The following is a 24,081-nucleotide window of genomic DNA, read 5'->3' as shown; positions in this document are numbered from 1 at the left end:
AACCACCTGGAAACCGCCGCGAACGCAACTGGAAAATGGGCCAGGCGCAATCAACGCCTCGCCTTGCGCCAAAGGTCGCCGACGCAGGTCTTGTTCGCGTCACTATCGCCCGACCAAGGCACCTAGGCGGCCTTCTTCCACCCGTTCTTGATATGCTTATATCCATCCCGATAAACCGCTTCCGGGCTCTCGGAAAAATCGCGCCACACCTTGGTCGCCGCCGCGAGATCCTTCAGCGAACGTCCAAACGCCTCGATCGTCAGCCAGTCGTCGTAGCCGCTCTTGCGGATGGCCGAGAATGTTTCCTTCCAGGGGATGTTGCCGCGCCCCGGCACGCCGCGATCGTTCTCCGATATATGGATATGCACGACATTCCTGCGATGCTTCGTATAGGCGCCGATCGGGTCTGCCTCCTCGATATTGGCGTGGAAGGTGTCGTACATCGCCTTGATGTGCGGCCGGTCGATGGCATCGATATGCTCCGACAGGTCGGCCATCGTGTTGAGGAGATAGCATTCGAAGCGGTTGAGCGCCTCGAGCCCGATGGTGACGTTCCTCTTGCCTGCATGATCGCCGATGGCGCGCTGCGAGGTGACGGAGCGTTTCTTCTCGGCCGCGGTCGGCCCGGAACCGGAAAAGGCGCCGAGCGTCGAATGCAATGGGCCGCTCAGCGTTCTGGCGCCGAGCGCGTCTGCGCAATCGATCGCCCATTTCATGTAGTCGACACCGGCCTTGCGCGTTGCCGCATCGGCCGAGATCAGGTTCATCGCCGGATCGCCCATCGCTGAAACGGCGGTCCGTTCAAGCCCTATGCGATCGAGCAGCTCGCCCAATTTCCTGTAGTCGTCCGGCATGCCGGCAAAGATCGGTATCTCGACGCCGTCGAAGCCGGTGGCCTTGATGTCGCGAAGCAATGGCTCGTGCTTCTTCGATACGGCCGTCGTCCACAAGAACATGCACATGCCGATTTTCATCGACGCCCCTCCCCCAAATGATCCCCCCGCGAGATCAAATTTAAAGTTTCGTCCACACTCCATTCTTTTTCGACGATTTCACGCAGGCCTCGATGAAGGCCATGCCCTCGACGCCGTCCTGAATGGTCGGGAACACGACGTCCTTGGCAGGTTTGCCGCCCTTGCGCCGCGCGGCGCGGATGGCGCGTGCGGCCTCCTGGTAGATGTTGGCGAAGCCTTCGAGATAGCCTTCGGGATGGCCGGAGGGAACGCGGCTGACACGGCCCGCCACCGGCAGCGCGCCGGCGCCGTTGCGGGTGATCAGCTGCTTGGGCTGGCCGAACGGCGTATACCAGAGATAGTTCGGGTCGGCCTGCACCCATTCCAGCCCGCCCTTCGAGCCATAGATGCGCAGCTTCAGCCCGTTCTCATGGCCGGGCGCCACCTGGCTTGCCCAGATCATGCCTTTTGCCGCATGCGTCTTGCCGACCGGCTTGAAGCGCAGCATGACGTTGACATTGTCGTCGAGCTGCCGTCCCGGCACGAAGGCGTCGAGATCGGCCGACAGAGTGTCGAGTTCCAGCCCGGAGACAAAGCGGGCAAGATTGTAGGCATGCGTGCCGATGTCGCCGAGCGCGCCGCCCGCGCCGGCCTGTTTCGGGTCGGAACGCCACGCCGCTTGCTTCTGGCCGGTGGCGGCAAGGTCCTCCGTCAGCCAGTCCTGCGGATATTCCGACTGCACGATGCGGATGTCGCCGAGCACGCCCTTGGCCACCATCTCGCGCGCCTGGCGGATCATCGGATAGGCGGTGTAATTGTGGGTCAGCACGAACACCTTGCCGGTCTTCTCGACGATCGCCGCGAGCTTCTTTGCCTCGGCCAGCGTCGTCGCCAGCGGCTTGTCGCAGATGACATGGATGCCGGCTTCAAGAAACGCCCTGGCCGCCGGCACATGCACATTGTTCGGAGTGACGATGGCCACCGCCTCGATGCCATCCGGGCGCTTTGCCTCGGCCTTGGCCATCTCGGCATAGGACGTGTAGCTGCGCGAAGGGTCGAGCCCGAGCTCGGCGGCAGAGGCCTTGGCGCGCGCCGGATCGGACGACAGCGCGCCGGCGACCAGCACGAACTCATTGTCCATGCGCGCCGCGATCCGGTGCACCGCGCCGATGAAAGCGCCTTGCCCGCCACCGACCATGCCATAGCGGATCGGGCCGCCTCCCGTTTCCGACTTCGATGCACCGACCATGTCGTCTCCCTCGTGTCTGAGATACCTCCCCCTCGAGGGAGAGGGAAAACCCGCGCTAGATTCCCATCATGGCGCGCAGCACCTTCTTATCCGTGGCACCGCCGGCGAAATCGTCGAACGCCTTCTCCGTCACCCGGATAATGTGGTGCTGGATGAAGGGCGCGCCTTCGGCCGCGCCATCTTCCGGATGCTTCAGGCAGCACTCCCACTCCAGCACCGCCCAGGAATCATAATTGTACTGCGTCAGCTTGGAGAAGATGCCGCCGAAATCCACTTGTCCGTCGCCGAGCGAGCGGAAGCGGCCGGCGCGGTTCGTCCAGCTCTGGTAGCCGGAATAAACGCCTTGCCGCCCGGTCGGATTGAACTCGGCGTCCTTGACGTGGAAGGCCTTGATGCGCTCGTGGTAGATGTCGATGAATTCGAGATAGTCGAGCTGCTGCAACAGGAAGTGCGACGGATCGTAATTGATGTTGCAGCGCTTGTGGCCGCCGACCGCGTCGAGGAACATCTCGAACGTCGCCCCGTCGAACACATCCTCGCCGGGATGGATTTCGTAGCCGACGTCGACGCCATTGTCCTCATAGACATCGAGGATCGGCTTCCAGCGCTTGCCTAGTTCTGCGAACGCCTCTTCGATCAATCCGGCCGGCCGCTGTGGCCAGGGATAGAGGTAGGGGAAAGCCAGAGCGCCGCTGAAGCTCACCGAGACGTCGAGCCCGAGATTGCGCGACGCCTTGGCCCCGAACTGCATCTGTTCGACCGCCCATTGTTGCCGCGCTTTGGGGTTGTTGTGCACCGAAGCCGGCGCAAAGCCGTCGAACTGCGCGTCATAGGCCGGATGCACCGCCACCAATTGCCCCTGCAGATGCGTCGATAGTTCGGTGATCTCGACGCCGGCGTCGGCACAGATGCCCTTCACCTCGTCGCAATAGGCCTTGGAAGACGCAGCCTTCTGGAGGTCGAACAAGCGCGCGTCCCAGGTCGGGATCTGCACGCCCTTATAGCCGAGGCCGGCCGCCCATTTTGTGATCGATGCAAGCGAATTGAACGGCGCTGCATCGCCCGCGAACTGCGCCAGGAACAGTCCAGGGCCCTTCATCGTCGTAGGCATCGGCATCCTCCCTCATTGTTGTCGCGCCCGAGCATAGCGCCGATTGAAGACAGGGCCAGCCACTTTGGTCTGTTCTCAACGGTCACTTGCATGCATTGTCATTCTGGTATTACCAAACGTGGCGATTTGGTCAAGCCTTGCCACTCACATTCAGAGCCCTCCACCGTGCCACGGGAGGGCAGCATAGCCCAATATAATCAATGGAGTAATCCAGACATCAAGTTGCCATCGCACAGTTCTTGCCGCGCGTGGGAAATTGCTGTAGACCTCGTCTTGGGCCCAATTGGTCGAACCAGTTTGCGAAGAAATGCTGGAACGCCTTGGGGAGGAACCGTCCGTCACATCCGGTGACGGCATGTTGCAGGCGAACCATTAGGGACGATCCGGGAAGGACAGACCATGCATCTTTCGACGCACAACTGGATGCGCGCGGAACCGTTGGAGACGACGCTCAAGCGCATCAAGAAATTCGGCTATGAGTCGATCGAGATTTCCGGCGAGCCCGACCAATACAAGACCAAGGAGACGCGCGCGCTCCTGAAGGAGCACGGCATACGCTGCTGGGGCGCCGTGACCTTGATGCTGGGCGAACGCAACCTTGCCGCCCGGGACCAGGGCCAGCGCGAGCGCTCCGTGCAATACGTCAAGGACGTGTTGACCATGGTCAGCGAACTCGACGGCGAGATCATCACGCTGGTTCCCGCGACCGTCGGCAAGGTCGTGCCGGACGGCACCGAGGAAGAGGAATGGAAGTGGGTGGTCGATGCCACCAGGGAGTGCTTCACCCACGCCAAGAAGGTCGGCGTCAAGATCGCGGTCGAGCCACTCAACCGTTTCGAGACCTACCTGTTCAATCGCGGCGCCCAGGCCTTGGCGCTGGCCGACGCGGTCAGCCCGGAATGTGGCGTCTGCCTGGACGCCTACCACATCCATATGGAGGAATTTAACGTTTACGACGCGATCCGTAAGGTCGGAAAGCGCCTGTTCGACTTCCATGTCGCCGACAACAACCGCTTCGCCGCAGGCCTCGGCCAGATCGACTGGCCGAAGATCGTGGCGACCTTGCGGGAGGTCGGCTATGACGGGGCGCTGACCAACGAGTTCGTCGCGCCTGTCGACCGCACACCGGCCGCGCCCTACCCCGACATGGTCGAACGCCACCCGGTCGACATCTCGCCCGAGCAGCTCAAATTCATCCAGGATCACGGCTCCAGCGTGCTGACGGAAAAGTTCTACACCGACCAGATGCGGATCACTGCCGAAACGTTGCTGCCGCTGATCAAGTAGCCGATCCGATTGGGAATGAGCCCTCCAGCCATCCGGCGGCAGGGCCGGGGAAGACCATGCGCATCAAAAGCGTCCAGGCCTGGTGGATTCGCATACCGATCGAGGCGGCCAAGCAGCACCGCAGCGATTTCGGTCAGGTGACGACCTTCGACGCCGCCATCCTGCGCATCGAAACCGATGACGGGCTGGTCGGCTGGGGCGAAGGCAAGAACGCCGCCGGCAGCGCCGGCAGCTATGGTGCGCTCGTCCATATGCTGAACCGCGAGGTCGGGCCGCAGCTCGTCGGCCGCGATCCGGCCGATATCGGCATCATCTGGGAAATGCTCTACAACGGCGTGCGCCACGACAGCGCGGCGCGCGCCGGCCATGCCATGCCGCAGCTGGCGCGGCGCGGCATGAGCGTGGCCGCCATCAGCGCCGTCGACATCGCGCTCTGGGACATACTGGGCAAATCGCTCGGGCAGCCGGTCTGGCGGCTGATCGGTGGGCGCAAGCTCGATCGCATGCCGGCCTACGCCTCGGGTGGCTGGGCGTCCGCCGACGCGATCGGCGACCAGCTCAAATCCTATGTCGCCAGGGGCGGCTTCAAGGCGCTGAAGATGCGCATCGGCGCCATGGATGGCGCCGCGCATGTGTCGGCCGCTCGCGTTCGCGCCGCCCGTGAGGCGCTCGGCCCCGACGTCGAGTTGATGGTCGACGCCCATGGCACCTATACGGTGGCGGAGGCCAAGCGTTTCATCCATCTCGCCGGCGATCTCGACCTTGCCTGGTTCGAGGAGCCGGTGATCGCCGACGACAAGTCCGGCCTTGCCGAAGTCCGTGCCTCCGGCGCCATACCGATCGCCACCGGCGAAAGCGATGCGACCCGCTATGCCTTCCGCGACCTCGCCGTGCTCAAGGCCGCCGACATCTTCCAGCCCGATCCCGCCTTCTGCGGCGGCATCAGCGAGGCCATGAAGATCGGAACCATCGCCAGCGCCTTCAACCTGCGCTTTGCGCCGCATCTATGGGCCGGCGCGCCCTGCTTCTTCGCCGGGCTGCATGTCTGCGCCGCCTCGCCGTCGAGCTTCACCGTCGAATATTCGCTCGGTGCCAATCCGATGATCCACGACCTTGTCGAAGAGACTGTCGAAGCCAGGGACGGTATGATAGCGATCCCCGAAAAACCCGGATTGGGATTCACCATTTCGGAGCGATTCCTGGAGGCGCACGCGCAACGCAATTGACGATGAAAGAAAACAACCTTCTCGCGGAGCTTGCCGCCTATCTGTTCTCCCATTCCGACAAGGAGACGGGCCGAACCCCGTCGGAACGCGAACTGGCGGAGCATTTCGGCGTCAGCCGCGGCCAGATCCGCGAGGCGCTGGCCATTCTCGAGGCCATGCGCATCGTCGAGCGCAGGGCCAAGTCCGGCATCTATATCGACACCAAGCAGGCCAGCGTCGAGGCGCTGGCGCTGTTCGCGCGCGCCGGCCTGCCGCTCGATCCCTTGCAGATCTACGAGACGGTCGAATTGCGCAAGATCCATGAGATCAAGGCGGCCGAACTTGCATGCTCGCGTGCCACCGAGGAGAATTTCGAACGGCTGCGCGAGATCCTGAAGGCCTCGGAAGAACGCATCGCGGCAGGCGAAGGCCTCGCCAAGGAGGACCGCGAATTCCATCTCGAGATCGTGCGCGCCACCAAGAATGGCGTCTTCCACAACATCTGCAGCGTTTACTATTTGATGGGCGAGCAGCGCCTGCCGATCTACTTCAACGATCCGGAGCGCAGCGTGCGCTCACATGCCGAACACATCCAGATATACGAGGCGCTGCTGCGGCGCGACGGCAATCTCGCCCAGGCGCTGATGAGCGCCCACCTGCAGGGCGCGGAAAGCTACTGGAAGGGGCTGATCGAAGGCCTCGGGGCGGCGCCGCAAAACCCGACGCTCGAACAGGCCTGACGGGGATGACGCGCATCCTGTCGACGCACAGACTGCATCCGCGCGCCGCGGCCATGCTGGCGGGGGCGGGTGAGCTTGTCGTCGCCTCGGCCATCGATCCGGGCACGCTGGCCGCCGAGGCGAGGAATGCCGACATCGTCATTGTGCGCGCGCCCCTGCCGCCCCTGCTGTTCGAGGGTGCCACCAGGTTGCGGGCAGCGATCCGCCATGGCGCCGGGCTCGACATGATCCCGATGGAAGCAGCGACCGCGGCAGGTGTGCTGGTCGCCAACGTGCCGGCGGTCAACGCACGCTCGGTGGCCGAGCATGTGATGTTTGCAGCCCTCGCCCTGCTTCGGCAGTTTCGTGTCGTCGACCGCGACCTGCGCGCCAAGGGCTGGCTTGCCGGTCGCGAGCACGCCAATTCCAACATCGAGCTCGCCGGCAAGACGATCGGCATCGTCGGTCTCGGCGCCGTCGGACAGGCCGTTGGCCATATCGCCGTGCATGGGTTCGACCTGAAAGTGGTCGCAACGACCCGCAGCATGCAGCCGGCGCCGGACAAGGTCGGCTTCCTGTCGATCGACGCGCTGGTCGAGCAGAGCGACATCATCGTCCTGTGCTGTCCGCTGACGCCGGAAACGCGCGGCCTGATCAGCCGCGAACGCATATCGCGCATGAAACCCAACGCGCTGCTGATCAACGTGTCGCGCGGGCCCGTCGTCGATGACGACGCGCTGATCGAGGCCTTGCGGGAGCGCCGCATCGGCGGTGCCGCGCTCGACGTGTTCTCGACGCAGCCGCTGCCATCGGATCATCCCTATTTCAGCTTCGACAATGTCGTCATCACCCCGCACATGGCCGGCATCACCGAGGAATCGATGATGCGCATGGGCGTTGGCGCGGCCGGCGAGGCCCTGCTGGTCCTGGCAGGCAAATTGCCGGTCAATCTGCGCAACCCGGAAGTGGTCGGGCATTATCGGCGACGGTTTCCCGCCGACAGCTAGACCATCGCCGTTTCGCCCCAATTCTTCGCGACGCTGGAGCCATGTCCGTTCTCCGCCTCGCATTCCTGTGCCTTGCCACCACTTCAGCGGGCCTGCTGCCCTCGCTCGCCGCGGCCGAAAGCAGCTATGTCTATTGCGACAACGGGCTGCGCTGCTTCAAGGCTCCCTGCCCATCGAACAGCGTGCTCGACCTCGCCACCGGCAAGATCATCAAAGGCGTGTCGATCGACACCGGCGGATTGCCGACGAAGGACAAGGCGATGGTCGAGGCGTCGGATGCGCTCTCTGCCGGCAAGATTGTCGTCAGGGGATCGATCGAGCGACGCACCCAGACCATCACCGGCAAGCAATACAGCCTGCCGTGGCTGATCGCGACGGCCGTCGAGCGCGCCGCCAAGGACAGCGAACGCAAGCACTGCTCTTCACACTGACATTCGGTTCAGTCCCGATCAGCCGCCCAGCAATCTCTCCACTTCAGCGGCGATGCTCAGCAGACGGCGGTCGTGGCCGTGGCGCGCCACCAGCATCAAGCCGGCCGGCAGCGCCATGCCTGGTATCGGCAGCGAGATCGCGCAGAGATCGAACTGGTTGGCCACCTGCGTGTTGCGCAGCAGCAGGCCCTCCGTGCGATCGCGCAGACCGGCATCTTGCGCCAGGGAGACGATGGTCGGCGCTGTCACCGGCGTGGTTGGCAGGGCCAGCACATCGACCGACGTCAGCCGCTCATCCATGGCGGCGGCCAGCACGGCACGGCGACGCAGTGCCCTGATGTAAACCGGGGTCGGCAGCATTGCCGCCCGCGACAAGGGTCCGCTCACATGCGGGTCAACCGGCACCGGAGAGCCCGCCGCCAGCCAGTCTGCATGCACTTCGGCCCCTTCCATCGCGGCGATCGAACCGCGTTTTGTGACCGCGCGAAGGTCCGCGATCAGGTCGTCGATCGACAGGTCCGCGACCCGTGCGCCGGCCTTCTCGATCTTGCCGAGGCAGCGCTCGAACGCTGCTGCCACCGCGCCTTCAGTCTCTCCGAAAAGCACGCCGCGCGGGAGACCGATGCGCAGCCCCGCAAGGGCGAGTGGCGCAGGCAGCGCCAAGTCCTCGCCCGCCATCACCGCATCGGCCGCGGCGCATTGCGCCACGGTGCGGGCGAGCGGGCCGACCGAGTCCAGCGTGGCCGACAGCGGAAAGGCGCCTGTGAGCGGCACCCGCCGCGCCGTCGGCTTGAAGCCGACGACGCCGTTGAGTGCCGCCGGAATACGGATCGACCCGCCGGTGTCGGAACCAATGGAGATTTCGCTCGTCCCCTCGCCGACGGAAACGCCGGCGCCCGAGGAAGACCCGCCGGGAATGCGGTCGGCATCGGTCGCGTTGCCAGGCGTGCCATAGTGCTGGTTGTCGCCGATGGCGGTAAAGGCGAACTCGGTCATGTTGGTCTTGCCGATGATCACCGCGCCGGCTTGCCGCAGCCGGCGCACAATCATGGCGTCGCCAATTGCCGGCGCAGCATCCTTGAGCAGCAGTGATCCGGCCGTGGTCGCCTCGCCGCAGACATCGAACAGGTCCTTGATCGAAATGATCGTTCCGTCGAGCGGTCCGAGCCTCACGCCGGCCCTCCGCCGCGCGTCGGCGGCATCGGCTGCGGCTCGCGCGGCTTCGGTATAGAGTTTCGTGAACACACGTTCTTCACCGGCACGGGCGGCGAGACGCGCAAGGAGAGTTTCCAGGTGATCGCGGACGGATTGCATCTTCGGTGTCGGACTCCGGACCTCTGGGACGTCTTAAGCTTAGCAGCCAGCGCGTGGCGTGCCGAGACTTAACCCGGCGCGGGCGGTTTTGCACCCCTGGCGGACGCAAGGAAGAGAACGATGCTCTACAAAGGCAGCTGTCATTGCGGCAAGGTCGCCTTCGAGTTCGAGGCGGAACTGACCGAAGCCGTGCGGTGCAATTGCTCGATCTGCTCGCGCAAGGGCGCCTTGCTGTGCGCCGTTCCGCATCAGGCGCTGCGGGTGCTGGCCTGGAGCGACGAGATCGGCACCTACACATTCGGCAACTGCGCCATCGCGCACCGCTTCTGTCGCACCTGCGGCATCCATCCTTTCGCCGAGGATGTGCGCGAGGGGAGTGAACGCAGCGCCTACATCAACGTCAACTGTGTCACCGATGTCGATCCGTCCGCCTTGTCGATCTTCGACTTCGATGGGCGTTCAGCCTGAGTTTCGCCGGCAGCCTGCCGCGTCTGCCTGTCAGCGACGCCGCCATCGCAAAGGCAACGGCCCGAGAACCATGATGGTTCTCGGGCCGTTGCGCAAGTCAGGGATGCTTGTCGGGAGAGCCTACTCGGCGCGTTTTGGGCCGAGCAGAAACACCACGACTGCCGCCAGCAAAGTCGCCACGCCGCAATAGGCGAAGGCACTGGCGACGCCGGCATGATCGACCAGCAGGCCGCCAAAGACGGCGCCGAGCGCAATCGCCACCTGGAAGGTGGAGACCATCAGGCCGCCGGCGCTCTCGGCTTGATCGGGCGCGGCCCGCACCAGCCATGTCTGCAGCCCGACCGGCACCGCGCCGAAGGCAAAGCCCCAGGCCGCCACGGCGGCGGCGGCGATCGCCGGCGAGGCGCCGAAGACCAGCATCAAGGCGGCGGCCACTGCGATCAGCAGGGGTGCCAGCGCGACGGCGGCCTTGAGATTGCGTTCGGCCAGGATGCCGCCGGCGATATTGCCGAAGAAGCCGCCTATGCCATAGGCCAGGAGCACCAGCGAGATTGTCTCGATGCCGAGCATCGGGATCTTCTCGAGGAAGGGGCGCACATAGGTGAAGCCGGCAAAGTGCCCCGAAGCGACCAGCAGCACGACCAGCAGCGCCACCCTGATCGACGGGCGCTCCAGCACCTCGAGCAAGGTGCGGAAACTTGCCACGCCCATCGGCGGCAGTTTCGGAATGGTGGCCACCTGCACCAACAACGCCAGCGCGGCGACGACCGTGGCGATCATGAAAGCCGTGCGCCAGCCCCAGATATCACCGACATAGGCGCCGACAGGGGCGGCGGTGACGGTGGCCAGCGAAACGCCGGTCAGGATGATCGACATGGCCCGTGGCATCAACCGCATCGGCACCAGCCGCAACGCCATGGCCGCCGACATAGCCCAGAAGCCGCCGAGCGCAACGCCGAGCACGACGCGGGCAAGCAGAAGCATGGGCAGCGATGAGGCAAAGGCGGCCAAAAGGTTCGAGGCGATCAGAAACGCGGTCAGCATCCACATCACCAGCCTGCGATCCATGCGCCGTGTCATGATCGCCATTGTGGGGGCGGCAATGGCGCCGACGATCGCGGTCGCGGTGACCGCTTGTCCCGCAACGCCTTCGCTGACGCCGAGATCGCTCGCCATCGGCGTCAACAGGCTGGCGGGCAGGAATTCCGCCGTAACGAGACCGAAAACACCAAGCGCCAGCGAGACGACGGCGCCCCATGCCGGCTCTGTTCGTTCCTCCTGATCGACAGTGTTCAATAGGGCGGCGTCGACGACGCCCGTCGCGGGTTCGGCCATGGTCAGTCTCCGATGAAGTTGCAGCGCAACATTTGGCTGCACTGCAACATAGGGAGTGACGGCCTGGAGTTTCCATGCTAGAAACACCATTATGTTTGACCGTTCGTCCAAAATTCCGACCACTGGCGATCCGCTGACCGACATATTGCGCGGGCTGCGTCTCGACGGCGTCGACTACGCCCGTTGCGAAATGCGGGAGCCTTGGGGCATCCAGTTTCCGGCCCAGGCAGCGGCGCGATTCCACTTCATCGGCCGCAAGGGCTGCTGGCTGATGCAGCCCTCGGGCGAGTGGGTCGAGCTCAAGGCGGGCGACGCGGCGCTGCTGCCGCGTGGCGCAGCGCATGTGCTGGCAAGCGAACCGGGCACCAAGGCTTGGCCGATCCAGGGCTACGCGGCCGAAGAAGTCTGCAAGAACGTCTATTGCATGTCCAATGAAGCCATGTGCCCCGATGGTCGCTGTCCGGGCACGCTGCTGTTTTTCGGCAGCATGTACTTCAACATCGATGGCCTGCATCCCCTGCTCGGCATGATGCCTGATGTCATGCGCGCGCATGAACTCGAAGCTTATGAGCCGGGTATTCCGCATCTCCTGGACTCGATGGCGCGTGAAGTGACGATGGAGCGCGTCGGCTCCGGCGGCATTCTGGCGCGGCTCGCCGACGTCCTTGCCGCCACCGTGATCCGCTCATGGGTCGAGCGCGGCTGCGGCGATTCAAGCGGTTGGATCGCGGCGGTCAGGGATCCCGACATCGGGCGCGTTCTGGCCGCCATCCATCTCGAACCGGACCGCGACTGGACCGTCGAGGCGCTCGCCAGGATGATGGGCGCCTCGCGATCGGGCTTTGCCGAGCGTTTTGCCACCATTGTCGGCGAGACGCCGGCCAGGTACGTCACCCAGGTGCGCATGCACCAGGCCCGACAATGGCTGGTGCGCGATCGCCAGAAGATTTCCGTCGTCGCCACACGCTTGGGTTATGAGTCGGACGCCGCCTTCAGCCGGGCCTTCAAGCGCGTCATCGGCTCGGCTCCCAGCCACCTGCGTGCCGAGGAACATGCTGAGATCCGCCAGGCCGGCTGAAGCGGCAGGCCGTGACTCCAGGCTGGAGCAATTCCGTCCGGAATTGCCCGAAGAGGTACAGCAGTTCAGCGTTTCCGTGGACGCTGAACTGCTGTAGGAATCGGCATGGACTTGACCTCGCCCAACGACACTGTGCCGGCCCCGGGGGTGCGTTGACCGAGATCTTGCGCGCGCTGCGCCTCGAGGGCGTCGACCATGGCCGCTGCGAACTGGGCGCGCCTTGGGCCGTGCTCTTTCCGGTGCAGAAGGCGGCCCGGTTTCACTTCATCGGCCGTGCCGGATGCTGGCTGCTTTCGCCACTAGGCGAATGGATGGAACTGAAAGCCGGCGATGCATTGCTGTTGCCGCGCGGCGCCGAGCATATCCTTGCCAGCGCACCCGGTGTACAAGCCGAACCGCTCGAAAGCTACAGCGTCGAGCCCCTGCAGGACAATGTCTACGCCGTCTCGAACGGCGGCCATGGTGCAAAAACGCTGCTGTTCTGCGGCAGCATGCACTTCAACCACGATGGCTCGCATCCACTGCTGGCCATGATGCCGGATATGCTGCGCGCGAAGGAGCTGATGGCCGGCGAGCCAGGCATCCCGCATTTGCTGGAAGCCATGGCCGACGAGGCGACGAGGAACCGGGCCGGCTCCGGCATGATGCTGGCGCGGCTGGCCGATGTATTGGCCGCAGCCATCATCCGATCCTGGGTGGAGAACAGCGCCGGTGACATCACGGGTTGGATCGCGGCGATCAAGGATCGGGACATCGGCCGCGTGCTGGTCGCCATTCATCGGCAGCCTGACAGGAACTGGACCGTCGAAGCGCTGGCCCGCGAGATGGGCGCCTCACGGTCGGCTTTTGCCGAACGTTTCACGGCCGTCGTCGGAGAGACGCCGGCAAAATATGTCGCCGGGGTGCGCATGCATCAGGCAAGACGGTGGCTCGAGGAAGAAGGGATGCGGGTGTCGGTGATCGCCGCCAGATTGGGCTATGATTCGGAAGCGTCGTTCAGCCGGGCCTTCAAGCGCATCGTCGGCAGCGCGCCCAGCCATTTGCGCGCCGCGGGCGGCACCTCGGGAAAAGGCTAAATCAACGCTGTTTGCAGTGGCGATTTCCGGCCTGGATGAATTGCCGAGTGTTCCGGACAGAATGCCATTCCCGGCTTGGCCATTTGCAATAGCTTGTCATCCAACAGACGAGCGCCGGCGGCAAGTCGGCCCGAAGAGGAGAAGCGATGCCAAATCACTTAAAAATCCTGACGCTGGCCGCAATGCTCACTGTCCCCGGCCGTGTCTTCGCCCTTGAGGACAGCTATCTGCCGGCCAACAAGATTCCCTATGTTTCTGAGGCGCCGGACCAACCGCAGCGTCTCGGACCGCTATGGGGAGAAAGGGCCAAGGGCCCCGCGGGTACCTTGCTGAAAGTCCCGGGCAACTGGCACGCCCCTGTTCATGCGCACACCGCCGATTATCGCGCCGTGGTGATCCAGGGCTATGGGCGCACTGGCAGATGGACGGCGGCGAGGCGAGCAAGGTCGAGCTGCCTCCCGGATCCTACTGGACCCAGAAGGCCAACGAGATGCATGACGACGCCTGCCTCTCGGACACGGAATGCGTGATCCTGCTGATCAACACCGAGCCCTATGAGACCTACCTGCCGAAGTAGAGGTGCGGGACGGCTGTCCGGCCGGCATTGCTCGGAGGCTCAGAACTCGGGTTAACAAGACCTGACCACAGCCAGTCCCGCTGTGCCAGTTTCCCATGATAGGAATTTTTTCTTGACTGGGTGAAGGCAACTATGGTAGATATTTGGTTATGGTGCTGAGTTGCGCCAGGGACCCGCCGCACAGGCGGGTTTTTCCGTTCAAGGCTCCATCAACAGCGCGCCGACGAAAGCTCCGAAGGAAACCGTTAGCCCGGATTCGTTGCCCTGCCGCAAGGCGGGCTTTTTGTTTAGGGCGCTGTCCGGAACATCGCATTCGCGATATTCGCCTCATCCGGCGTGCCGCAAACTCACGCCGCTGCCCTTGTCGAACAGCACCACCTTGTCCGGATTCCAGGCAAAGCGCACCGGCTGCTCGATCGCGACATCGGTCCGCGCCGGCACCGTGGCGCGCAGCGTGGTCTCGCCCACGCGCAGCGTCAGGATCTTTTCCACGCCATGGTTTTCGACGTCGTGGACGCGCGCCTCGACCGGCGCACCGCTCTCGAGATAGACGTCCTCGGGGCGGATGCCGAAGACGAGCGGGCGACCGTCGGTCGCCGCACTCGCCTTGGCTCCCCCTGAAAGCGGCAATTCGAAATTCAGCGGCGCCATGACCGCACGATCGTTGACCACCCTGCCGTCGATGAGGTTCATCGGCGGCGAGCCCACGAAGCTCGCCACATAGGTGTCGCGCGGATTGTTGTAGATCTCATGCGGCGTGCCGGTCTGGACGATGCGGCCATGGTTGAGCACGCCCACCTTGTCGCCCATGGACATCGCCTCGATCTGGTCGTGGGTGACGAACAGGAAGGTGGCGCCGAGCTGCATCTGCAGGTTCTTCAGTTCCGTGCGCAGCGCCTCGCGCAGCTTGGCGTCGAGCGCCGACAGCGGCTCGTCCATCAGGAACACGCGCGGCTTGCGCACGATGGCCCGGCCGATCGAGACGCGCTGCATCTCGCCGCCCGACAGCCGGTCGGTCTTGCGGTCGAGCAGATGCTCGATCCTGAGCGTCCGCGCCGCGCGGTCGACGCGGTCCTTGATTTCGGCGTCGGGCAGCCGCCGGATCTTCGGCTTCAGCGGGAATTCGAGGTTTTCGCGCACCGTATAGCGCGGGTAGAGCGAATATTGCTGTAGCACCAGCGCCACGTCGCGCTCCGCGGCGCCCCAGTCGGCAACGTCGATCCCGTCGATGAAGACCTGGCCCTCGCTCGGTTTTTCCAGTCCGGCGATCAGCCGCAGCGTCGTTGTCTTGCCCGCGCCCGTCTCGCCGAGCAGGACGAAGAACTCGCCATCGGCGATGTCGAGGTCGAGCCCGGTCAGGGCCGTGTGATTGCCGAACGTCTTGGAGATATTCTTGAGCTGGATATGGGCCATCAGAGTCTCACTCCGAGCGACTTGCCGCTCGCCGCGTCGAAGAAATGCGCCTGTGTCGGATCGATCCTGGCGAACACCCTCTCGCCGGGACCCGAAATGAAGCCGCTCTTGGTGCGGGCGCGCAGCATCTTGGAGCCGACTTTCAGGTCGACGATGTCGAACGAGCCGAGCGGCTCGACGATCTGCGTCTCGACCGCCATGAAGCCCTCCGCCGCCTCACGGCTGATGAGGACGCCTTCCGGCCTGATGCCGAGTGCCAGCCGGCCGCCCGCATGGCCGTTCAGCTTCGACAGGAGCGCGCGCGGGAATTCGAAACCGGTTGGCGCATCGCCCACCGTCACCGAGGCCGACGAGGCTTTTTCGGCCACCGCCGCGTCGGCCACGTTCATCACCGGACTGCCGACGAATTGCGCGACGAAGAGGTTGGCCGGGTGCGAATAGACCTCGTCGGGGGAGCCGACCTGCTGGAGAACCCCCTCATGCATGATGACGATGCGATCGGCGAGGCTCATCGCCTCGATCTGGTCATGGGTGACGTAGATGGTGGTCGAGCCTTGCTTGATGTGCAGCCGCTTGATCTCGGCCCGCATCTCCTCGCGCAGCTTGGCGTCGAGCGCGCCGATCGGCTCGTCCATCAGCATCGCTTTCGGCCGCCGCACCAGTGCCCGGCCGATCGCCACGCGCTGCATGTCGCCGCCCGACAGCGCCGACGGTTTCTTGCCGAGCAGGTCCGTGATTTGCAGCGTCTTGGCGACCGAGCGAACTTCCTGGTCGATTTCGCTCTTGCTCTTTCGCGTGGCGCGCAAGGGAAAGGCGATGTTCTCGTAGACGCTCATATGCGGGTACAGCGAGAACGACTGGAAGACCATGGCGATGTCGCGATCGGCGGCCTTCAGATGCTGGATGGGCTTGCCGTCGATGAGGATGTCGCCCTCGTCGATCGTCTCCAGCCCGGCAATGGCGCGCAGCGTCGTCGTCTTGCCGCAGCCCGACTGGCCGAGCAGCACGATGAACTCGTTGTCTTCGATCTTGAGGTTGAGGTCCTTGATGACCTGGACGGCGCCGAAGAACTTCTGGACGCCGCGAAGCTCGATCTGGGTCAATGCTGCGCTCCCGGATTTCGCTGCGGATCGCCTGACTGGCCGGTTCCGGCTTCCTCTTGCGGTGCGATCTTGGAGGTGATGTTGAAGCCGATCAGGCCGATCAGGATGATGGTCAGCCCATAGCTGTGCAGCAGCAAGTTCCAGGGTTGGCAGAGCGCAACGATGCCGAGCACCATCAGCACCTGGCTGCCTGGTTCCAGATATTTCTGGTTGATGGCGCGAAAGCTCATTTGCGGATCGCTCCGAAGGACATGCCGCGCAACAGGTGATTACGAAGCAGGAAGGTGAAGATGGCGACAGGAAGCAGGAACAGGAAAGTGCCGGCGGCGATCACCGTCCAGTCCGGCAGCCCGGAGCCGACCTGGCTCGGGATGAACGGCGGTGCGGTCTGGGCGCGGCGATTGGTCATGATCAGCGCGAAGGCATATTCGTTCCATGCCGTGATGAAGCAGAACACGGCCGTCGCGGCGATGCCGGTGGCGGCTTCGGGCAGCACGATCTTGAAGAAGGCTTCCATGCGCGTATAGCCGTCGACGAGCGCCGCTTCCTCGTACTCCTTCGGGATCTCGTCCATAAAACCCTTCATCAGCCAAACCGAGAAGGACAGGTTGAAGGCGGTGTAGAGGATGATCAGCCCGATATGGGAATCGTTGAGGCCGACCGCCCGGTACATCAGGAACATCGGGATCGCCACCACCACGGGCGGCAGCATGCGGGTCGACAGGATGAAGAACAAAAGGTCCGCCTCGCCTTTGACCCTAAAGCGCGAGAAGCCATAGGCGGTGAACGTACCCATGCCGACCGCCAGCACCGTCGAAGTGATCGCGACGATCAGCGAATTCATGAAACGGTTCGGATAGCCCGACCATTGCACCTGGCCCTTGCCGTCGCGCACGATCTTTTCGCCGCCGTCGAAGACGACGCGTTCCCACCAGGGCGCCGCCGCGTATTCTTCCGGCGAAGGCGGGCTGCGCAATTGCGAGCGCTTGGTGAACAGCTTCACGAAGGGCGATATCTCCGGCTGGAACACGACCGTCGGCGGGATGGTGGTGGCAAGATTGCGCGGCTTGAACGCCGTCGAGGCGATCCAGTAGATCGGCGCCAGGAAGATCACTGTCGCCACCAGCACGGCGACGATTGCGACGCGGTTGAGGGCGATCTCGGAAGAAGTGCGGACGGCGGCCATCTCAGCGCTCCTTCACTTTGTTGAGATATTTGACGTAGATGTTGGTGATGGCCAGCACCATGATCAGCACGATGTAGGCGAGCGCGCAGGAGCGCCCGGTCTGCCATTCCTGGAACGCCATCTTGTAGAGCCGGATCGAGATCAGTTCAGCCGTCGGCTGGGTGGTCAGGATGTAGGCCAGATCGAAGGTCTTGAACGCTTCCATGGTGCGGAAGATGACGGCGATCATGAGGATCGGCGCGACCAGCGGCAAGGTGATGCGGAAGAAGGTGTAGAACGGACCGGCGCGGTCGATAGCGGCGGCTTCGTAGAGGTGCTTCGGCACCGCCGAGAGGCCGGCCAGCGACAGCAGCATGACGAAGGGCGACCACATCCAGATGTCGGTCAGCGCCACCGCGTAGAGTGCCATCTTGGGGTCGGCCAGCCACTCGAAATTGCCAAGCCCAAGCGCATAGTTGATGACGCCCCATGACGGATCGTAGAGCAGTTTCCAGAACAGGCCGACGACGGCCATCGACAGCATCATCGGCAGCAGCAGCAGGGTCGTCAGCAGCCCCTTCAGCGGAATATCGCGGTTGAGCAGCATCGCCACGCCGAAACCGACCAGCAACTGTCCGGCGACCGAGATGATCACGTATTTGGCGGTGATCGCGAAGTTGGACCAGACATAAGGGTCGCTGAGCAGGTCGCGGTAGTTCTGCAACCCGACGAAATTCGCCGGCGCGTTGGTCGAGGCGCGGAAATCGGTGAAGGAATAGCCGAGCGAATAGATCAGCGGAAAGATGTTGAAGACGATCAGGAACAGGATCGTCGGGATGATGAAAAGATTGCGGATCGAAATATCGCTAAGGCCACGCGCGGCCGCGCGTGAAGATCTGTCCAGCGTGGTGATCATCGTGGTCGCCAAGACCCTGCTCCCGCTTGAAGAAAAAGAAACGGAGGAGGCATGAGCGCCCCCTCCGTGGGACATGAACGATTATTGGCCGCGGCCGTATTTCTTGAAGGTCGCGTTCCAGTCGGCGGCCAGTGCGTCGAGCGTTTCCTTGGCGGTGCCTTCGCCGCCGATCATGTAGGGATAGACGCGCTGGTTGAGCTGCTGGAGCAGTTCGGCATATTCCGGCACCGCCCAGAAATCCTTCACCTTGAACATGGTCTCGTAGAAGGCCTTGTTGTAGGGCGTCGCATTCTGGAACTCTTCCGACTTGAGCACGGCTGCGCTGCAGGTGTAGCCGCCGAGTGCCGCCCACTTCTTCTGGGTCTCGTCCTTGATGAACCATTCGAGGAACTTCATCGCCTCGTCCTGCTTCTGCGAGTAGGAGACGACGGAGATGCCCTGGCCACCGAGTGCGGCGAACTGGTCGCCGTTCGGCCCGGGAGGATTGGCGAAGAAGCCGGTGTTCTTGGCGTTCGGGTTCGACGCCTCGTTGATCAGCGAGGGGAAGAACGCGAAGTAGTTCATGCTCATCGCGGCCAGGTTTTCGGTGATCGCCTGGTTGTCCTCGACGAAGAACGACTTGGCCCAGCCCGGAGGCGTGAACTTGTAAAGCTCCTTATAGGCGTCGAGCGCGGCAACAGCCTTGTCGGAGTTGATGAAACCGTCGACCTTGTAGGTCGAATAGTCACCCAGTTCGCCGCCATAGGAGAACAGCGCGTTCTCGAAGCCCATCGCCATCGCGTCATAGGAATTGTCCGTGTAGATGGCGATGCCGTATCTCTTCTGGTCCGGCCGGTGGAAGAATTCGGCGATGTCGCGCAGCGCCTTGAAATCCTTCGGCACGTCGAGATCGTAGCCGTATTTGGCCTTGAAGGCTTCCTTCTCCTTCGGATCCTCGAACCAGTCCTTGCGATAGGACCAGCCGACGGCGTCGCCTTCGAGCGGGATGGCCCAGTACTTGCCGCTGTTGCCGGGATATTCGGCGTAGTACTTCACCGTCGCCGGCGCCATCACCTCGCCGAGCTTGTGCTTGTTGAAGAAGTCGGTGAGGTCGACATAGTGGCCACCGGTCGAGCCGGCGCCGAGCCACTGCGAGTCGCCGACGACCAGGTCGTAGGCGTCGCCATGAGCGTTGAACTCGGTGAAGGCCTTGGTCTGGAAGTCGGCCCAGGGCGTGGTTTCCACCGTGATCTTGACGCCGGTTTCCTTCTCGTACTCGTTGCCGAGTTCCTGGAGGTAGTTGGCAGGATCCCATTCCGCCCAGAAGATGGTGAGCGATTTGTCCTGGGCGTAGACGGATGTTCCGCAGGCAAGTGTCAAGCCGATACCAGCAAGCAAGCTGGTCACTATCTTGCGCATGATGTTTCCTCCCTTGTGCGCATTCTACCGTATCAAGCGAGCCGGCAAACGGGGCCGGCCCTGGTAGTTCCTCCCTTGGTCGCGCCTTCCGGTTTGGAGCCTCCTCGCCCGTCCGGAAATGGATCGCAGCCCTCACTTTCGATCCGCTTTTCTCCTTTGATCTGGTATTACCAATTTTGAAGCTCCGTCAAGCCCTTTCTTGAGCAATGGTGACAGCTCGAAGCCTCGAATTCCAGCCTTATCTGCCTGTTTTTCCTAAATTTTCCTACTCATTGATAGACATCGGCCTTGTTCATGCTTCAGCATTGCGGTTAATATCGGCAACCAGTATGCAAATCTGGTAGAACCAGATACCTGCTATTTCGTGACCCTTGTTGGTTCGATCGCTTGTGCTTCGGAGACTGATTCCGCGATCGCCGCGCGCACCAGGGCGACCGCCGCCCACTGGGCAACGGACATCGTCCGGCGACCGTCCAGTCCCCAGATGTCCTTCAGCACGATAAGCACCTCGACGCCGAAGATCAGCGACAGCGCCTGCGCCAGCCGCTTGAGGTCGCGCGGCGGCAGCCGGCCCTTGAGCGGAGCGAGCGCGTCCTGAAGCAATTCGACGCGGTGGCCCCGCTTGAAGGCCGGTTCGCTTCCCAAAGTACCGGCCTGGCGCCGCGCCCACTGATCGAGCGACAGTTTCAATGCCGCCTTGAAGGTCGCCTCGAAAGCCTCGATGCGCGGCATGGCCGTGTCGAAGAGCTCGGCAACGCGGCGCTCGGCATCGGCAGAGGTGGATTTCCAGGTGAGGATCGGCCCGAGCCCCTCGTTAACCACTGCCTGCACCAGTGCCGCCTGGCTCGGAAAATACCGGTAGGCGGTGGCGCGGGACACCTGCGCCGCCTCGGCAACCTCGCTGATCGAAGGTGTTGCGCCTGCCTGCATCAGCCTCGTCGCCGTCTCCAGCATCAGCCGTTTCGTGCGCGCGCGGGGTCCACGTTCGGGTCCCCCGGCGGTGTCGTCGCTTGTTGCGGCGTGTTGACGTGAGACATCCATATCAATATGATACGCGCGTCTCAAAAAATTGCAATGACCTCCTCATTTTTGGAATGGCTAGGTTGACGCTCTGTAGAGCACTGAGCCTTGGGTGACTTGGACCGGCAGAGGGAGGCATCGATGAAGCGCATTTATGTGGTGGGCACCGCGGACACCAAGGGTGAGGAACTCGCCTTCCTGGCCGACGCGATCGCCGCCACGGGTGCCGCTGTCTGCCGGGTCGACGTCGGAACGCGCGGCGCGAGCGTGCCGGTCGACATTGCCGCTGAGGATGTGGCAGGCCACCATCCCAGCGGGCGAGACGCGGTGCTCGCCGGCGAGGACCGCGGCGCCGCGGTCGCCGCCATGGGCATCGCCTTCGCTCGCTTTGCCCAATCGAGAAACGACATTGCCGCCATGATCGGCATCGGCGGCGGCGGCGGCACGTCGATCGTCACCGCAGGCATGCGCACGCTGCCGCTCGGCCTGCCCAAGATCATGGTTTCGACGCTCGCTTCCGGCGACACCGCGCCTTATGTCGACATCTCGGACATCGTCATGATGCCGTCGGTGACCGACATGGCCGGGCTGAACCAGCTCTCGCGTGTCGTTCTGCACAATGCGGCCCAGGCGATATCGGGCATGGCCGCCGGACCGCCGCCGCCGCCCGAGGGCAAGCCGTCGATCGGCCTCACCATGTTCGGCGTCACCACGCCCTGCGTGACGGCAATCGCGGATCAGCTCCGTTCGACCTATGACTGCATGGTGTTTCACGCCACCGGCACCGGCGGCCGCAGCATGGAAAAACTGGCCGACAGCGGCTTGCTGTCCGGCGTCATCGACATCACCACCACTGAGGTCTGCGATCTCCTGTTCGGCGGCGTGCTGCCGGCGACGGAGGATCGTTTCGGTGCCGTTGCCCGCACCGGCCTGCCTTATGTCGGCTCGGTCGGCGCGCTCGACATGGTCAATTTCTGGGCGCCTGCGACCATTCCGGACCCTTATCGCGGGCGGCTGTTCTACGAGCACAACCCGAACGTCACGCTGATGCGAACGACGGCGCAGGAATGCCGCAAGATCGGCGAGTGGATCGGCACAAGGCTCGCCCGCTGCAAGGGGCCCGTGCATTTCCTTGTCCCGGAGAAAGGCGTCTCGGCGCTCGACATCGAAGGCGGCGCCTTCTTCGACCCGCAAGCCGATGCCGCCCTGTTCGAAGCCATTGAGCGCACGATTAAGCCGAACGCGACGCGCCGGCTGACACGCCTGCCGCTGCACATCAATGATCCCCGATTCGCCAAGGCCGCGGTCGCGGCTTTCCTCGAAATCGCCAGACAGTGAGATCCAAGACATGCCGGCAATACCGCGCAAGGACATACTGAAGAAATTCAGGGGGATGATCGACAAGGGCGTGCCGATCGTCGGCGGCGGCGCTGGCACCGGCCTGTCGGCCAAGGCCGAAGAGGCCGGCGGCATCGACCTCATCATCATCTACAATTCCGGCCGCTACCGCATGGCCGGTCGCGGCTCGGCCGCCGGCCTGCTTGCCTATGGCAATGCCAATGAGATCGTCAAGGAGATGGCCTACGAGGTGCTGCCGGTGGTCAGGAAGACGCCGGTGCTGGCTGGTGTCAACGGCACCGATCCGTTCGTCATCATGCCGCTGCTGCTCTCCGAGCTGAAGACGATGGGTTTTTCCGGGGTGCAGAATTTCCCCACCATCGGCCTGTTCGACGGCAGCATGCGACAGAGCTTCGAGGAGACAGGCATGGGTTTTGGGCTCGAGGTCGACATGATCGCCGAAGCCCGCAAGCTCGATCTTCTGACCACGCCCTATGTCTTCAACCCGGACGAGGCGCGCGCCATGACCAGGGCCGGCGCCGATATCGTCGTGGCTCATATGGGCGTGACGACGGGGGGCTCGATCGGCGCCACCTCTGCCAAGTCGCTCGACGACTGCGTGGTCGCCATCGACGCGATCGCCGAAGCGGCCCGTTCGGTGCGCAAGGATGTCATCCTGCTTTGCCATGGCGGGCCGATCTCGATGCCGGACGACGCCCGCTACATCCTCGAACGCTGCAAGGGGCTGCACGGCTTCTATGGCGCGAGCTCGATGGAGCGGCTGCCGGCGGAAGCGGCGATCGCCCGGCAGACCGCCGATTTCAAGGCCGTCACGCTTGGCGGCCTGAAGACGACCACGAAGAAAAAGAAGGGATCATGAGAATGACCGACAAGAGCAAGGTGTTCGTCTACCCGAAGGATGTCAGCGCCTTCGGATTCGACTGGGGAAAATTGTCGCTGACGGTCGCTCCGGAAGTGAACGGCGCGACCCGCTTTTCCGGCGGCGTCGTCGACCTGCCCTCCGGCAAGGGCCATACCCGTCATAACCATCCGGGCGCGGAGGAAATCATCTTTGTCATTTCGGGCCATGGCGAGCAGATGGTCGAGGACGAGCAAGGCAATCCGGTGGTCGAGAAGGTCGGCCCCGGCTGCACCATTTACGTGCCGGAGAGCCGCTTCCACTCGACGCTCAACACCGGCGACGGGCCGATGCAGCTGTTCGTCGTCTATTCGCCGGCAGGGCCCGAACTGGGATTGCGCGAACTGCCGGATTTCAGGTTGCTGCCGGCCGGGAACTCCCCTCGCTCGCGACTTTGAGGCGCCCTTCCGATATGCTATCGTCCAGCATGCCTCCTTGAGAGAGAAGCGATGACGCGTTTCAGTCCCCAGGAATTCGTGGAAAAGCTCGCAACGGGCAGCCTGCCGGACGGCAACCCGGCCATGACGGTTGGCGGTATTGTCAAGGCCAACGACGCCGACCCGTCAACGCTTCTCTTTTCGACCGATTTGTCCTGCAAATCCTGGATACCCGTGCCGCTGAGCTTGATCCAGACGGTCGAGCAGGTACGGACGGTCAACTGCAAAGACCACAAGCATCCGCTGGTCAAGATCGCTTTTACACCGCCCTCGCCGGATCAACGTGACATCAATGCCCTGCTTATGATCATCGCCGGGCTTCAGAGCCAACTCTCCTGGTTCCATCGCAACGCCAAGTCCGGCAGTCCGTGGGCGTCAACGTTTGCATCCGATTGCGCCGTCGTCTCCGCATCCGAGGGGCTTACCATATGCTGCACCCAGACGATCGACGGAAGATTGGAAGTCGTCTGCACTGGAATGGTTTAGTGCCTGTCGCGCAAAAGTGACTTCTGTTTAGCGGCAACGGCAAAGCGCCGCGCATGAATTCGTTTCGACGCGACGC

Annotated in this window: 24 protein-coding genes and 1 pseudogene; 13 read left to right on the top strand and 12 right to left on the bottom strand. The window is 63.4% G+C overall.

The window, feature by feature from the left end; all coding sequences use genetic code 11:
* Positions 1-122: 122 nt before the first annotated feature.
* Genes FJ426_RS21770 through FJ426_RS21760 form a run of 3 tightly spaced genes read right to left on the bottom strand, consistent with a single transcriptional unit; the run spans position 123 to position 3,313 of the window.
* On the bottom strand, positions 123-974 hold the full coding sequence (locus FJ426_RS21770; protein ID WP_140513798.1) for a sugar phosphate isomerase/epimerase: 852 nt from the start codon (positions 972-974) through the stop codon (positions 123-125).
* 40 nt (positions 975-1,014) lie between these two features.
* Positions 1,015-2,202, bottom strand: a complete 1,188-nt coding sequence (locus FJ426_RS21765; protein ID WP_140560225.1) for a Gfo/Idh/MocA family oxidoreductase — start codon at positions 2,200-2,202, stop codon at positions 1,015-1,017.
* Positions 2,203-2,257: 55 nt separating this feature from the next.
* A complete protein-coding gene (locus FJ426_RS21760; RefSeq protein ID WP_140513799.1) occupies positions 2,258-3,313 on the bottom strand; it encodes a sugar phosphate isomerase/epimerase in 1,056 nt (351 codons plus the stop codon).
* A 399-nt stretch (positions 3,314-3,712) separates the two neighbouring features.
* On the opposite strand from FJ426_RS21760, the gene FJ426_RS21755 reads away from it, so the two are divergent.
* The 5 genes from FJ426_RS21755 to FJ426_RS21735 are packed head-to-tail and all read left to right on the top strand — an operon-like array spanning position 3,713 to position 7,962.
* Positions 3,713-4,600 carry a sugar phosphate isomerase/epimerase gene (locus tag FJ426_RS21755; protein WP_140513800.1) on the top strand — a complete coding sequence of 296 codons (888 nt, stop codon included), beginning with the start codon at positions 3,713-3,715 and terminating at the stop codon, positions 4,598-4,600.
* Between the two features lie 56 nt (positions 4,601-4,656).
* A complete protein-coding gene (locus FJ426_RS21750) occupies positions 4,657-5,826 on the top strand; it encodes a mandelate racemase/muconate lactonizing enzyme family protein (protein WP_140500381.1) in 1,170 nt (389 codons plus the stop codon).
* Positions 5,827-5,828: 2 nt separating this feature from the next.
* Positions 5,829-6,545 carry a FadR/GntR family transcriptional regulator gene (locus FJ426_RS21745; RefSeq protein WP_140513801.1) on the top strand — a complete coding sequence of 239 codons (717 nt, stop codon included), beginning with the start codon at positions 5,829-5,831 and terminating at the stop codon, positions 6,543-6,545.
* Positions 6,546-6,550: 5 nt separating this feature from the next.
* A complete protein-coding gene (locus FJ426_RS21740) occupies positions 6,551-7,531 on the top strand; it encodes a hydroxyacid dehydrogenase (protein WP_140560224.1) in 981 nt (326 codons plus the stop codon).
* Positions 7,532-7,572: 41 nt separating this feature from the next.
* Positions 7,573-7,962, top strand: coding sequence for a hypothetical protein (locus FJ426_RS21735; RefSeq protein ID WP_140500387.1), 390 nt, complete (start codon positions 7,573-7,575; stop codon positions 7,960-7,962).
* Between the two features lie 18 nt (positions 7,963-7,980).
* On the opposite strand, the gene FJ426_RS21730 is transcribed toward FJ426_RS21735, so the two are convergent.
* A complete protein-coding gene (locus FJ426_RS21730) occupies positions 7,981-9,276 on the bottom strand; it encodes an amidase (protein ID WP_140825518.1) in 1,296 nt (431 codons plus the stop codon).
* A 120-nt stretch (positions 9,277-9,396) separates the two neighbouring features.
* On the opposite strand from FJ426_RS21730, the gene FJ426_RS21725 reads away from it, so the two are divergent.
* On the top strand, positions 9,397-9,744 hold the full coding sequence (locus FJ426_RS21725; RefSeq protein WP_140513804.1) for a GFA family protein: 348 nt from the start codon (positions 9,397-9,399) through the stop codon (positions 9,742-9,744).
* A 120-nt stretch (positions 9,745-9,864) separates the two neighbouring features.
* On the opposite strand, the gene FJ426_RS21720 is transcribed toward FJ426_RS21725, so the two are convergent.
* Entirely contained in the window at positions 9,865-11,079 is a 1,215-nt protein-coding gene (locus FJ426_RS21720; protein ID WP_140560222.1) for an MFS transporter, read from the bottom strand.
* Positions 11,080-11,170: 91 nt separating this feature from the next.
* Here FJ426_RS21720 and FJ426_RS21715 point away from each other — a divergent pair, with 91 nt between their 5' ends.
* The 3 genes and pseudogenes from FJ426_RS21715 to FJ426_RS21705 all read left to right on the top strand — a co-directional run bounded on the left by FJ426_RS21715 (position 11,171) and on the right by FJ426_RS21705 (position 13,810).
* Complete coding sequence (locus FJ426_RS21715; RefSeq protein ID WP_140500395.1) at positions 11,171-12,157, top strand: AraC family transcriptional regulator; 987 nt, start codon at positions 11,171-11,173, stop codon at positions 12,155-12,157.
* A gap of 152 nt (positions 12,158-12,309) precedes the next feature.
* Positions 12,310-13,233: an AraC family transcriptional regulator gene (locus tag FJ426_RS21710; protein ID WP_246675579.1), complete on the top strand. Its 924-nt coding sequence runs from the start codon at positions 12,310-12,312 to the stop codon at positions 13,231-13,233.
* A gap of 146 nt (positions 13,234-13,379) precedes the next feature.
* Positions 13,380-13,810: pseudogene (locus FJ426_RS21705) on the top strand (DUF4437 domain-containing protein).
* Between the two features lie 327 nt (positions 13,811-14,137).
* Here FJ426_RS21705 and FJ426_RS21700 read toward each other — a convergent pair.
* From FJ426_RS21700 to FJ426_RS21670, 7 genes are all read right to left on the bottom strand, one after another.
* A complete protein-coding gene (locus FJ426_RS21700) occupies positions 14,138-15,223 on the bottom strand; it encodes an ABC transporter ATP-binding protein (protein WP_140513807.1) in 1,086 nt (361 codons plus the stop codon).
* Positions 15,223-16,326: an ABC transporter ATP-binding protein gene (locus tag FJ426_RS21695; RefSeq protein WP_140500402.1), complete on the bottom strand. Its 1,104-nt coding sequence runs from the start codon at positions 16,324-16,326 to the stop codon at positions 15,223-15,225. Before FJ426_RS21695 ends, FJ426_RS21700 begins: the two co-directional genes overlap by 1 nt.
* On the bottom strand, positions 16,323-16,556 hold the full coding sequence (locus tag FJ426_RS21690) for a hypothetical protein (protein ID WP_140513808.1): 234 nt from the start codon (positions 16,554-16,556) through the stop codon (positions 16,323-16,325). Before FJ426_RS21690 ends, FJ426_RS21695 begins: the two co-directional genes overlap by 4 nt.
* Positions 16,553-17,512, bottom strand: coding sequence for a carbohydrate ABC transporter permease (locus FJ426_RS21685; protein WP_140500406.1), 960 nt, complete (start codon positions 17,510-17,512; stop codon positions 16,553-16,555). The genes FJ426_RS21690 and FJ426_RS21685 overlap by 4 nt, the downstream gene beginning before the upstream one ends.
* A 1-nt stretch (position 17,513) precedes the next feature.
* A complete protein-coding gene (locus FJ426_RS21680; RefSeq protein WP_140500408.1) occupies positions 17,514-18,419 on the bottom strand; it encodes a sugar ABC transporter permease in 906 nt (301 codons plus the stop codon).
* Between the two features lie 69 nt (positions 18,420-18,488).
* The gene (locus FJ426_RS21675) at positions 18,489-19,805 is read right to left on the bottom strand and encodes an ABC transporter substrate-binding protein (protein WP_140500410.1); all 1,317 of its coding nucleotides are present in this window, start codon (positions 19,803-19,805) and stop codon (positions 18,489-18,491) included.
* A 357-nt stretch (positions 19,806-20,162) separates the two neighbouring features.
* A complete protein-coding gene (locus tag FJ426_RS21670) occupies positions 20,163-20,846 on the bottom strand; it encodes a TetR/AcrR family transcriptional regulator (protein ID WP_140560220.1) in 684 nt (227 codons plus the stop codon).
* 120 nt (positions 20,847-20,966) lie between these two features.
* Between FJ426_RS21670 and FJ426_RS21665 the strand changes: the two genes are divergently transcribed.
* From FJ426_RS21665 to FJ426_RS21650, 4 genes are read left to right on the top strand one after another with little or no spacing between them, the layout of a single operon-like run.
* Entirely contained in the window at positions 20,967-22,163 is a 1,197-nt protein-coding gene (locus FJ426_RS21665) for a Tm-1-like ATP-binding domain-containing protein (protein ID WP_140560219.1), read from the top strand.
* 10 nt (positions 22,164-22,173) lie between these two features.
* Entirely contained in the window at positions 22,174-23,043 is an 870-nt protein-coding gene (locus FJ426_RS21660; protein WP_140500416.1) for a phosphoenolpyruvate hydrolase family protein, read from the top strand.
* A gap of 2 nt (positions 23,044-23,045) precedes the next feature.
* On the top strand, positions 23,046-23,480 hold the full coding sequence (locus FJ426_RS21655) for a cupin domain-containing protein (protein WP_140500417.1): 435 nt from the start codon (positions 23,046-23,048) through the stop codon (positions 23,478-23,480).
* Between the two features lie 51 nt (positions 23,481-23,531).
* Positions 23,532-24,005 carry a hypothetical protein gene (locus FJ426_RS21650; protein ID WP_140560218.1) on the top strand — a complete coding sequence of 158 codons (474 nt, stop codon included), beginning with the start codon at positions 23,532-23,534 and terminating at the stop codon, positions 24,003-24,005.
* Positions 24,006-24,081 lie beyond the last annotated feature (76 nt).

This window comes from Mesorhizobium sp. B2-6-4 (assembly GCF_006441495.1).
Taxonomy (GTDB): Bacteria; Pseudomonadota; Alphaproteobacteria; order Rhizobiales; family Rhizobiaceae; genus Mesorhizobium.
Note: the sequence above shows the minus strand (reverse complement) of the source record. Positions and strands in the feature narration are given on the sequence as shown.